The sequence below is a fragment of the Winogradskya consettensis genome (genome assembly GCF_018332715.1).
Lineage (GTDB): Bacteria > Actinomycetota > Actinomycetes > Mycobacteriales > Micromonosporaceae > Actinoplanes > Actinoplanes consettensis.
On record NZ_BOQP01000083.1, the window covers coordinates 19,440 to 30,733 of the forward strand.

Here is an 11,294-nt window from a genome sequence, read left to right on the forward strand (position 1 = left end):
CCTATCTACCTGGGCCGTAGCTCAGGGAAAGATCGGTCAGCTCTTCCGGGAAGTCCTGTTTCGCGATCGCCCGGCCACGCAGATCCATGAGCACCGCCGTGCCGTTCTCGAAACCGATGATGCGGTCGTCGCTGATGAAGAACGCCCTGGTGGTCGCGAGCCGGGTGCGAATCTTCCCGGTTGTCACGTCGGCGATCCGGAGCAGGTTCGGCTCCTTGCCGTCGCCGCGGACGATGACCATCGAGCCATCGGGTGACCAGGCGTCCTGGCCCGGTGGCACCCCGGGAACGGCCAGGTCACGGGTCCACTCCCCCGTCGTCGCGTCGAGCACCGTCAGGGCGGACACCGTCGGGCCGTTGGTCTCCGAACCGTTGACGCCGACCTTGGCGAGCGCGACCTCCTTGTCGCCCGGCAGCCACGTGTAGAGGCAGTAGTCGAGGCACGAGAACCGCTCGTCCAGTGGATGCCGGTGCACCTTGCCCGTCGCCGCGGTGATCACGGTGAAGCGATCGGTCCCGGTCAGCAGCAGGCTGGCGCTGTCGGAGGACCACTGCGGCTCGAGCACAAAACCGACGGTGGTCCAGGTCAGTCGCTGGCTGTGCAGATCAAGGAGCCCTATGTACGGGTGGATGTCGTCGGTGACGGCCGCGTAGCGCGCGTCAGGCGAAACCCAGATGCCGGTGAAGTCCTTCTCCAGCAGCCGGTACTTGCCTGTCCCGGTGTCGAACACGGCGTCGGTGTCCCCGGCCAGTCCCGTGACCATCCAGCCGCCGGGCAGGCCGAACGGTTTGTCGGGTGACCAGGGCGGGTGCCCGATCGTGGGCGTGGGCGTCGGGTCGACGGCGGGTGTCTCCTGGCGGTGGGTGTCGCGCAGGACGGCGTACGGGATGAAGGTAATAAGGACGAGCAGAGCAGCGGCCGCACCCACCGCGGCTCTGCGCCGTCGTCGGAGCTGCCGTCCCCGGGCCATCGCACCGACTGCGAGATCGCCTGCGGGGCGGGTTTCGTCGGCCATCTCGCGGATCGCCTGTCGGAGCAGATCGTTCATCGCAGCACCTCCGCGGCCAGATCGAGTTCGGGGACCAGTTGGCGCAGCTTGGCGAGCCCGCGTGCGGCCTGGCTCGCGACCGTTCCCGGCCGGCAGCCCAGCACCTCGGCAGTCTCCTCGATCGAGCGATCCTCGAGATAGCGCAGCACGAGGACGGCGCGCTGGCGTGGGGGAAGGGCGAGCAGGGCCTGCCGCAGCACGAGGCGCACCGTGGCGTCGTGATCGAGGCTGCCGGGAGCCGGGCGGTCGGGGAGCTCGGCCATCGTGAGCTCCGCGTGCCGGGCCCGGCGGCGCCAGCCCGAGGCGCGGTCGTTGTAGATGATCCGGCGCACGTAGGGCTCAGCCTCGCCGCGGATCCGGGGCCATCGGGCGTACGCCTTGGCCAGCGCACCCTGCACCAGGTCCTCGGCGGCCCGTTGGTCACCGGTCAGCGCGTACGCCACCCGGACCAGGGCATGCGAGCGCTCCGCCACAAAGGCGGTGAATTCCGTCTCCACGATCACCTCCGCCCTTACAGACGCGGGCGGGCCCGGAAAGTTTGCACGCCTTTTTTACCGGGGGTTGCGGGCACAATCGCCACATGAGGTTGGTGGTGGATTCTCCGATCGGGCCGCTCGGTGTCGAACTCGACGAGTTCGACGGTTTCGACGGCGGGACGGTGATCGGGGTGCGGTTCGGTGCCTCGCCCGTTACCGATTTATCGGATAAGTCGGCTGTTGTTGAACAGTTGGAGGGCTACTTCGCGGGCACGGTGACGGAATTCACTGTGCCGATCTCGATGCGGGGCGGCTCGTCGTTCGAGCGGTTCGTCTGGGCCGAGATCGCCAAGATCCCTTATGGGGAGACGCGCACCTACGGCGATATCGCCAAAGCTTTCGGTGATGTGGGGGCGGCGCGTGCGGTCGGCACCGCCTGCAACCGCAACCCGGTGCCCGTCCTGGTCCCCTGTCACCGCGTGGTGGGCGCCGGCAACAAACTGGTCGGCTTCGGTGGCGGCCTGCCCCGCAAGCGTCAGCTGCTGGAGCTGGAAGCCCGGGTCAGCCTCGAGCGGGCCTGGGGTTTCGCCGGCGAATAGCCCCTGGGGTTTCTTCGGGTAACAGCAAAGCCCGGACCGTGTGAATGGTCCGGGCTCGGCAGGGGTGTCGCTCGGATCAGCTGGCGATCTCGCCCGCGATGAAGGCCTCGACGGCCGCCTTCGCGTCGTGGTCGTTGTACTGCACCGGCGGGCTCTTCATGAAGTAGGAGCTCGCGGAGAGGATCGGGCCACCGATGCCACGGTCCTTGGCGATCTTCGCCGCGCGGACCGCGTCGATGATGACGCCGGCGGAGTTCGGGGAGTCCCACACCTCGAGCTTCAGCTCCGCGTTGAGCGGGGTGTCGCCGAAGCTGCGGCCCTCGAGCCGGATGTAGGCCCACTTGCGGTCGTCGAGCCACGGCACGTGGTCCGACGGGCCGATGTGCACGTCAGACTTGATCATCTCGTGCGGGATCTGGCTGGTGACCGACTGGGTCTTCGAGATCTTCTTCGAGACCAGGCGCTTGCGCTCCAGCATGTTCATGAAGTCCATGTTGCCGCCGAAGTTGAGCTGGTAGGTGCGCAGCAGCTCGACGCCACGGTCTTCGAACAGCTTGGCGAGCGCGCGGTGCACGATCGTCGCACCGACCTGGCTCTTGATGTCGTCGCCGACGATCGGCAGACCCGCGTCCTCGAACTTCTTGGCCCAGGTCGGGTCGGAAGCGATGAAGACGGGCAGGGCGTTGACGAACGCACAACCGGCGTCGATGGCGGCCTGCGCGTAGAACTTGTCGGCCTCTTCGGAGCCCACCGGGAGGTAGGACACCACGACGTCGACCTGCGCGTCACGGAAGGCCTGAACGACGTCGACCGGCTCGGCCGACGACTCCTCGATCATCTCGCGGTAGTAGGTGCCGAGGCCGTCGAACGTCGGTCCACGCTGGACGGAGACGCCGGTCGGCGCCACGTCGGTGAGCGTGATCGTGTTGTTCTCGCTGGCGACGATCGCCTCGGCCAGGTCCATGCCGACCTTCTTGGCGTCCACATCGAACGCCGCGACGAACTGCACGTCAGAAACGTGGTAGTCGCCGAAGGTTACGTGCATGAGACCCGGAACGCGGTCGTTCGGGTCGGCGTTGCGGTAGTACTCCACGCCCTGTACGAGGGACGAGGCGCAGTTACCCACACCGACGATGGCGACGCGGACGGAGCCCATCGCGTTTGCCTCCTTGTTCATCACGGCCGGTCCTGATGCGGAGCCGGTGTTTCTGGGGGTGCCCCCGCAGCCCGGTCGGCTGCGGAAGTGCTGGTCCTGCTCTCCGCGGCGCTGGTGCTCACCGCGGCTGCAGAAGATGCGGGGGTCCGGCCGGAGCGCTCGTTGGTGATGAGCTCCTCCAGCCAGCGAACCTCGCGCTCGCACGAGTCGAGCCCGTGACGCTGGAGCTCGAGCGTGTAGGCGTCGAGCCGGTCGCCGGCCCGCGACAACACGTCCCGCAGGCCTTCCCGGCGCTCCTCGATGCGGCGCCGGCGGCCCTCGAGGATGCGCAGCCGGGTCGCGCGGTCGGTCCGGGAGAAGAAGGTGAAGTGCACGCCGAAGCCCGCGTCGTCATACGTCTCGGGGCCCGCCTGGGCGAGCAGATCGGCGAAACGCTCCTTGCCTTCCGCAGTGATCTTGTAAACAACCCGGCCCCGTTTGCTGGTCATCGGCGGCACGATGCTCGTATCGGCAGCCTGCTCGCTGATCCATCCGGCGAGGTGCAGCCGTTTCAGGGTCGGATACAGGGTGCCGTAGCTGATCGCGGCGCGGAGGGTGCCGAGCTTGGTGGCGAGTTCCTTGCGCAGCTCGTACCCATGCATCGGAGCCTCTTGGAGCAGACCGAGGATGGCCATTTCGATCATTCGGTCCACCTCCTCCGGTTCGATGTATCGGGCCGATACATCACTACCGTAGGCCCGGCCCGGGGGATTAGCAAGATCGTCATGCCTCGCAGTCGCCACGCCACGCTGCGTGATGGCTGTCGCCGTTCGGGTGCGGACCGCGTACTCTCTTCGCCATGCGCACGCAGCGGCAGGTCGTCGACTACTCGCTACAGAAGCGAGCGCTGCTGCGTGACGTGCACAATGGCAAGATCGGGACGCTCGAGGTCTGCGATGCCTCGCCGTACTTGAAAAACGCAGCTCGGTTCCATGGCGAGCCGACCGATGACCGTTGCCCGATCTGCCGTAGGGACAACCTCACACTGGTGCACTACATCTATGGGGACGAGCTCAAGCAGTCCGCCGGCCAGGCAAGGAAACTCACCGAGTTGCCTGTCCTGGCGATGACGCTGCGTGAGTTCCAGGTCTTCGTGGTCGAGGTGTGCCAGTCGTGTTCCTGGAACCACCTGATCGAGCAGTTCCTGCTCGGCCGGGATGCAATGAGCGCCGACGAACTCCTAGAGGGCGCGACGGCTGTCGCCGCGTCCGCCTCGGGCCGCCACCGCGAGACAGGGTCGTCGTCACATCGCCGGGAGGGCAGACAGTGATCGCCCTCAACGTCGCTAACGTTGACACGATCCGGACCGACACGGGCATCCAGCGTCGCAATCGGTCATTTTCGACATCCGACAGGGCGGCTGCGCGGATGCAGCCCAAAAACGTCCGTTCGTGGCGTAGTCCCCGGGAGCCCCTCCAGGGTTCTCCGGGCGTGCCACTGCGACCGGTAGGTGTAACCGAATGAACTCGTACGGCGAATCGCAGTCTGCGCGTGCCCGGGCCAGCGTGCCCGGGTCGTCCGCTGCCGCCACGCCTGACGACGATCCGTCCGGCTACGACGATCGTCCCGCGCCCGACGCCTATCGGAGACCCTCCGGTGGCCGCGCGAGCGTGAGCGGATCGGCGACGCCTCGCGGCGCCGCTTCCGTCGGGGCGGCCGCCGTGGGTGGACGTGCCTCCGTGGGCGCTGCCCCGGTCGGTGGTCGTGCGTCCGTCGGAGCGGGAACGGCGCCAGTGGGTGGACGTGCCTCGGTGGGTGCTGCCCCGGTCGGTGGTCGCGCCTCGGTCGCGCGCGCGGCCGTGCGACCCGTGTCCCCGGCTGTCGGCGGTGGTGGCGGCCTCGGCCCCAACGATCCCGGCAGCAACGGCCGTCGCGGGCTCGGTGGCGGCGGCAAGAACGTCACCAAGGCGGCCAAGAAGCGCCGCCGCGCCAACATCCTCACCGCTGCCGCGGCTGTCCTGGTGATCCTGGCCGGCGGCGGCGTCGTCGCGGGCACCTGGTTCTTCGACGGCGTGGACCTCCCCGCCCCCAAGACCGAGGATCAGTCCAATGTGATCCTCAACGCCAAGGGCCAGGTCCTCGCCAAGCTCGGCACCCAGAACCGCACCGTCGTGCCGCAGGCGAGCATCAACCCCTACGTCCAGCACGCGGTCGCCGCGGCCGAGGACAAGAACTTCTACACGCACTCCGGCATTGACATGAAAGGCATCATGCGTGCCGCGTGGAACAACTTCACGGGCGGCGACAAGCAGGGTGCCTCGACGATCACGCAGCAGTACGCCCGGTATGCGGCAGATCTGAAAGCGATCAGCTACAACCGGAAGCTGCGCGAGGCGGTGATCGCGCGCAAGCTCGAGTCGACGTACGACAAAGACCAGATCATGGGGTTCTACCTCAACTACATCTACCTGGGCGAGGGTCGGTACGGCATCGAGGCCGCCGCGCAGGGGTACTTCAGCAAGTCGGTGATGACGCCCGAGGGGCAGAAGAACGCGATCACTCCGTCCGAGGCGGCGGTGCTCGCGTCGATCATCAAGCAGCCCGAGCCGGATCCCAACGGCGGTCACAAGGGCTACGACCCCAACTACAACCTCGGCGCGGCGAAGGAACGCTGGGAATACACGATGTCGAACATGCTCGAGATGAAGTGGATCACCAAAGAGCAGTACGACGCGCGTAAATACCCCACGGTCAACAAGCCGAACGCCAACAAGTGCAAGACCTGCGCGGGCGACAGCAAGCCGGTCGGCATGATCATGCGGCACGTCAAGGCCGAGCTGGCCGAGATGAACATCTCCGAGACCGAGTTCACGCGTGGTGGTCTGACGGTCCAGACGACGATCGACCCCGAGGTCCAGGCTGCCGCCGAGGCCGCCGGCTCGCGCAAGAGCAAGACCTCGGCGATGCACGACCTGCCGAAGAGCTACCAGGCCGCGGTGATCGGCATCGACCCGTCGACCGGGCGCGTGCTCGGGTATTACGGCGGTGACGATCCCACCGGTATCGACTACGGCAGCTACATGAACGGTGACGGCACCGGCTTCAGCGGCACCGGCCAGTCCCCCGGCTCGACGTTCAAGATCTACACGCTCGCCGCGGCCCAGCGCGAGGACATCTCGTTCAAGACCACCTGGGACGGTACGAAGAAGAAGCCCGACGGCGGCACGATCAGCAACGCCGGCGCCGACCCGGGCAAGGTCTGTGGCGGAAAGATCAAGTACTGCGATCTGGAAACCGCGACGATCCAGTCGTACAACTTCCCCTTCTACCAGATCGCCGAGGGTATCGGCCGCGAGAAGGTCCTCGAGGCCGCCCGTGACGCCGGCATCACCCACGTCTGGACCGACAAGGGCGAGATGGTCGACCTCACCAAGACCGACGCCGCCTACTGGAAGGCGAACGGCCGGTTCGACAACGAGATCGGCTTCGGTCAGTACCACGTCGTCCCGCTGGAGCACGCCCAGGGCGTCGCGACCATCGTCAACAACGGGGTGCGCCACGAGGCGCACTTCATCAAGACGGTGAAGCGGATCGACCAGAACACCGGCAAGCTCGTTCCTTACAAGAGCGAGAAGACGGCCGGGAAGACGGTCTTCGACAAGGACCGGACGTCCGACCTGCAGGGTGTCATGGCCAAGATCCCGGACCACGCCAACAACACGTTGCGCAACGGCCGCGAGGCCATCGCGAAATCCGGCACCTGGGAGTTCGACGACGGCAAGGACAACCACTCCGGCAGTGGTGACACCTGGTTCGTCGGCGGTATCCCGCAGCTGGCTGCCACGGTCTGGGTCGGTGGCGCGACGAAGAAGGTCGAGCTGCACGAGGCCGACGGCAAATCTGACATGTTCGGCTCGGGCACCCCGGCCCAGATCTGGGAAGACTTCATCAACGCCGTCACCAAGGCGGAAGACATGAAGAAGGAAGAATTCCCGACGCGGGTCGAGACCGGCAACGCCGACAGCGAGTACGCGACCGGGCAGGAGCCCCCGCCGCCGCCGGTCGTCGTCCAGCCGCCGACGGTCGACCCGAACAGCCAGCTCTGCCAGCTGTTCCCGCAGCAGTGCCAGAACACCGGCAACGGGAACAACAACAACGGCAACGGCGACAACAACAATGACAACAACAACGGTGGTGGTGGCAACAACAACGGCGGCGGCAACACCACGCTGCCAGGGGCCACCACGCCAGGGACAGCCGAAACCACCACGAACAACGAAAACGGCTGACCTGATCGACTGAACGTCGCGGCGTGCGCACCGGAAACGGTGCGCACGCCGTTTCGTTTACCGGCACTGATGAGGAAAAGTGCCGGCGCTGACGCGGAAAGACTTTCGGACGGCTCTGGGAAGACGCGGTGCGGGTCGCCCGTTTCCGCCGCCGATGGGGCATGATGCCAAGTCATGAGCGCGCCATCGTCGGAGACCGAACGGACCGACCAGCCGGCGAAGTCTGACGGCTTCATCCGCGGCCTGGCCCAGGCGATCGGAGGGCCGGTCGGCGAGCACGCCACGTCGCCCGCCGCCCGCCGCGGCCGGTTCTGGACCGCGCCGCGGATCATCATGGCGCTGGTCTGCATGACGCTTGCGTTCAGCTGGGTGCAGAAATCGCCCTGCCAGGACGGCGACTGGCAGAAGAACATCCAGTACACGCGGTTCTGCTACACCGACGTGCTGGCGCTCTACTACGCCGAGGGGCTCAACGAGGGCAAGGTGCCCTACGTCGACCACGCGGTCGAATACCCGGTCGTGACGGGCTACTTCATGGGTGCCCTCGGGCTGCCCGTGCACGCGCTCGGCGTCCGCTACCCCGAGATCAACCAGGGCAAGTGGTTCTACAACGCGAACGCCCTGGTCCTGTCCGTCCTCGCGGTGGCCTCCGCGGCGGTGCTGCTAGCCCTGCGACGCCGACGGCCCTGGGACGCCGCGATCTTCGCGCTGTCACCGATCCTGCTGGTGACGGCCACGGTCAACTGGGACTTCCTGGCGATCGGGTTCGCGATGTTCGGCCTCTACGCCTGGGCCCGCCGCTGGCCCATCCTGGCCGGCCTGCTGCTGGGTCTGGGTGGCGCGGCGAAACTGTGGCCGCTGTTCATCCTCGGGCCGCTCTTCGTGCTCGCGCTAAGGTCGCGACGGGTCCAGGCCTTCCTGCTGGCCCTCGCCGGCGCGATCTTCGCCTGGGCAGCGACGAACCTGCCCATCGCGATCTTCTACCGGACGAGCTGGAACCGCTTCTTCGAGCTCAACGACACCAGGCCCGTCGACTGGGGCACGTTCTGGTACATCGGCCGGTTCCTGGACGCGAAGTGGAACAGCGGCGCGGTGGGTGATCAGGGCCCGTTCCAATGGCTCAGCGATCACATCCCCACGCTCAACCACCTCTCGTACGCCCTGACGATTCTCGCCTGCGCCGCGATCGGACTGCTGTGCCTGCTCGCCCCGCGCCGGCCGCGGCTGTCGCAGATCGCGTTTCTCGTCGTCGCCGTCTTCCTGATCTTCAGCAAGGTCTGGTCGCAGCAGTACGTTCTCTGGCTCCTGCCGCTGATCGTGCTGGCCCGCCCCCGCTGGGGCGCGATCATCGCCTGGACGGTCGCGGAGATCGGCTACTTCACGGCCTTCTACGCGGAGCTGCTGGGCTCGGGCGGCAAACCGGTCATTCCTGAGGGCACGTTCGTGCTGGCCTCGACGCTGCGCCTCGTGACGGTGGCCGTCCTGGTGGGTCTGGTCGTCCGCGAGATCTGGCGCCCGGAGCTCGACATCGTCCGGGAGACCTACGACGAGGACCCGGACGGCGGCACCTTCAACGACTCGCCCGACGCGGACTGGACGATCAGGCTGCGCCGCCGGCTCAACATCGAGAAGACCCCCGCGCCGTCTTTTCCGCCGCCGTTAGTTGAGGCGGAACAGCACTGAGTCGTTGTCGAGGTCCTCGCGGCTGATCTGCAAGGAGTCGACGGGGAGGTCACCTGCGCGCTCCCAGGGCGTACCAGTCACCTGGGAGCGCAGCAGCAGGACCGTGCCGATGCCCTGGGCTCGCAGATACTGGACGCTCGCGGCGTCGGGGAACTTCGCGACGGCCTGACGCAGCTCGGACTGCCGCTGCGGCGCGAACCCGCCACTGCCGTTGGCCATCTGCTGGAACCGCGACGTCGACCAGAGCAGCACGGTCTGATCGGTCAGCGCCGCGGTCGGCAGCACCAGCACCGGCCCCTGCACCGTGCGCATGGCCGCCGGCTGGGCAGGGACCACCGGATGCGCGGTCGCGTTCCAGCCCTCGACGAGAACCAGCATCAGCGGCACAAACGTCGCCAGCCGCAGCCACGGACCGGGCCACGGCGGGATCCGGGTGGAGACCATGTGCTCGGCACGCCGTACGAACTCGGCAACCGCCCCCACCGCCAGGATCGCCAGGAACAGGGTCACCCAGAGCATCAACCGGCCGGGGATCCGTACGCCGAACGACGCCGGCAGATGCGCGAAGAGCGGCAGATACGTCCAGCGCCCCGCGAAGAACGTCGTCCCGAGCGTGAAGATCCCACTGACCACGACGGCGGCGAGCAGGACCAGGCGCTGCCACACCCGCCAGATCGAGAAGACCAGACCGGCCAGCGCGAGGGCGTACAGGACAAAACCGGGTAGCAAGCTCATCTCGGCCGGCCAGCCCAGCGACTGCCGGGCCACCTCGTGCGGCAACCCCCAGATACGCGACTCGGCGGGCCCGATCAGCAGGCTCTGCACCGGCGCGGAGAAGAACGAGATCTCCTCCCCCGCCGGCCCGGTCGGCGGCACCCGGAAATACGGCACGGCGATCAACGCACCGACACCCGCGAAGATCAGCACTCCGATCAGGTCGGTCACCAGCAGTCGCCACCCCAGCACGGCCCCCTGCCCGCGATGCCGCAACCGCCGGACCAGCACGGCGACACCCACGACAAGGATCAGGGCACCCAGGACGTACGCGAACGGCAGCCCGAGCGAGAACCCGAGACTGAGCTGCCACGTCGCCACCAACCAGCCCGCGACCGCCCACCCCGTACGCCGGCGGCCGCCCCGGAACCCGTACCGCAGCGAATACCCGTGCCCGCGCGCCAGCATCGCCAGCGCCAGCGGAATGCCCCCGGCGGAAACGATGTCGAGATGCCCCTCCTGCGCCAACCGCCACGGCGCATAGGCGAAGGCGACGGCCCCGACCACCGCGCCGGTCCGCCCGGACCCCAGCTGCCGGACAAGCGCATACGCGCCGACCGCCAGCAGGGCGTGAGCGAGCAGGAAGAGGAGGTTGTACCGCAGAACAGCCGCGAGGGGCCCGCTGCCGATCATGCCGGCGGGCGCATACCCGAGCAGACTGTCCCCGAACGCGAAACTGTAGTGCTCCGGGAAGAACGCGTTGGCCTGCCACAACCGTGCCGGCTCGGTGAGCAGCACATGCCCGGCCCACGAAATCTGCCACGCCTGCCGCGACGGATCCCAGATGTCCTGCGGAACGGTATGCAACGGATACCGCAGAGCCGGCCACGTCAGCACGGCGGCCAGCACCAGCGAACCGTAGACGACCAGGGCGTACTCGTGAATGAGCGCCCGCCCCACCACCCGGCCCGCCCGCCGCACCCGCCCGGGAGACCGCTCGGCCTCCTGAGCGAAGGCGGTCCACGGGTCCGGCGGGGCGCCTGGAGGCCTGGCCGTGGGAAACTCGACATTTCGCCGTCGTCGCCTGCTCCGGCGCGGGTCTGGGGCTTTGCCTTCCTCGGGGTCGCTGTCTGCCGGTGACGCGGAGGTCTTGCTGGGGTCGGGTGCTTCCTGCTCAGCCTTGGCCGGCACTGTGTCCGACAGCGCGGGGGCTGCCTTTGTGGAGTCGTCGGGTCGGTCGGTCGGTGTTCTTGCTGTGGGCACCTTGGCTCGGCCTGTTGCGGTCGCTGCGCTCTTGGTACCGCGTTTGGCATCCTGGCCGACCGTTGGGGCCGCTCCGGCTGCTCCGGC

The 11,294-nt window shown here is 67.7% G+C and carries 9 protein-coding genes; 4 read left to right on the plus strand and 5 right to left on the minus strand.

Annotated features, from left to right (window positions below; genetic code table 11):
• Position 1: 1 nt before the first annotated feature.
• Together Aco04nite_RS47930 and Aco04nite_RS47935 are read right to left on the minus strand one after the other, a co-directional pair.
• On the minus strand, positions 2-1,048 hold the full coding sequence (locus Aco04nite_RS47930; RefSeq protein WP_213003829.1) for a WD40 repeat domain-containing protein: 1,047 nt from the start codon (positions 1,046-1,048) through the stop codon (positions 2-4).
• Complete coding sequence (locus tag Aco04nite_RS47935) at positions 1,045-1,545, minus strand: SigE family RNA polymerase sigma factor (protein WP_244876838.1); 501 nt, start codon at positions 1,543-1,545, stop codon at positions 1,045-1,047. The genes Aco04nite_RS47930 and Aco04nite_RS47935 overlap by 4 nt, the downstream gene beginning before the upstream one ends.
• 83 nt (positions 1,546-1,628) lie before the next feature.
• Between Aco04nite_RS47935 and Aco04nite_RS47940 the strand changes: the two genes are divergently transcribed.
• Positions 1,629-2,123, plus strand: coding sequence for a methylated-DNA--[protein]-cysteine S-methyltransferase (locus tag Aco04nite_RS47940; RefSeq protein ID WP_213003831.1), 495 nt, complete (start codon positions 1,629-1,631; stop codon positions 2,121-2,123).
• A 76-nt stretch (positions 2,124-2,199) separates the two neighbouring features.
• Here the strand turns inward: Aco04nite_RS47940 and Aco04nite_RS47945 are convergent, their stop codons facing one another.
• A complete protein-coding gene (locus tag Aco04nite_RS47945) occupies positions 2,200-3,279 on the minus strand; it encodes an inositol-3-phosphate synthase (protein WP_203837314.1) in 1,080 nt (359 codons plus the stop codon).
• 20 nt (positions 3,280-3,299) lie between these two features.
• On the minus strand, positions 3,300-3,962 hold the full coding sequence (locus tag Aco04nite_RS47950) for a PadR family transcriptional regulator (RefSeq protein ID WP_213003832.1): 663 nt from the start codon (positions 3,960-3,962) through the stop codon (positions 3,300-3,302).
• A 155-nt stretch (positions 3,963-4,117) separates the two neighbouring features.
• On the opposite strand from Aco04nite_RS47950, the gene Aco04nite_RS47955 reads away from it, so the two are divergent.
• The 3 genes from Aco04nite_RS47955 (at position 4,118) to Aco04nite_RS47965 (ending at position 9,230) form a co-directional block, all read left to right on the plus strand.
• Positions 4,118-4,588 carry a DUF5318 domain-containing protein gene (locus Aco04nite_RS47955; protein ID WP_203837307.1) on the plus strand — a complete coding sequence of 157 codons (471 nt, stop codon included), beginning with the start codon at positions 4,118-4,120 and terminating at the stop codon, positions 4,586-4,588.
• Between the two features lie 481 nt (positions 4,589-5,069).
• The gene (locus Aco04nite_RS47960; RefSeq protein WP_244876839.1) at positions 5,070-7,547 is read left to right on the plus strand and encodes a transglycosylase domain-containing protein; all 2,478 of its coding nucleotides are present in this window, start codon (positions 5,070-5,072) and stop codon (positions 7,545-7,547) included.
• Positions 7,548-7,721: 174 nt separating this feature from the next.
• Positions 7,722-9,230, plus strand: a complete 1,509-nt coding sequence (locus Aco04nite_RS47965) for a glycosyltransferase family 87 protein (RefSeq protein ID WP_213003834.1) — start codon at positions 7,722-7,724, stop codon at positions 9,228-9,230.
• Here the strand turns inward: Aco04nite_RS47965 and Aco04nite_RS47970 are convergent.
• Positions 9,207-10,925 (minus strand): putative glycosyltransferase family protein, encoded by a 1,719-nt coding sequence (locus Aco04nite_RS47970; protein ID WP_308161762.1) that lies wholly within the window; start codon positions 10,923-10,925, stop codon positions 9,207-9,209. The genes Aco04nite_RS47965 and Aco04nite_RS47970 overlap by 24 nt on opposite strands.
• Positions 10,926-11,294: the final 369 nt, after the last annotated feature.

Bases quoted from the DNA above. Each gene is read 5' to 3' on its own strand.
- Aco04nite_RS47930 (WP_213003829.1), bottom strand. From the start codon at position 1,048: ATGAACGATCTGCTCCGACAGGCGATCCGCGAGATGGCCGACGAAACC.
- Aco04nite_RS47940 (WP_213003831.1), top strand. From the start codon at position 1,629: ATGAGGTTGGTGGTGGATTCTCCGATCGGGCCGCTCGGTGTCGAACTC.
- Aco04nite_RS47945 (WP_203837314.1), bottom strand. From the start codon at position 3,279: ATGGGCTCCGTCCGCGTCGCCATCGTCGGTGTGGGTAACTGCGCCTCG.
- Aco04nite_RS47950 (WP_213003832.1), bottom strand. From the start codon at position 3,962: ATGATCGAAATGGCCATCCTCGGTCTGCTCCAAGAGGCTCCGATGCAT.
- Aco04nite_RS47955 (WP_203837307.1), top strand. From the start codon at position 4,118: ATGCGCACGCAGCGGCAGGTCGTCGACTACTCGCTACAGAAGCGAGCG.
- Aco04nite_RS47965 (WP_213003834.1), top strand. From the start codon at position 7,722: ATGAGCGCGCCATCGTCGGAGACCGAACGGACCGACCAGCCGGCGAAG.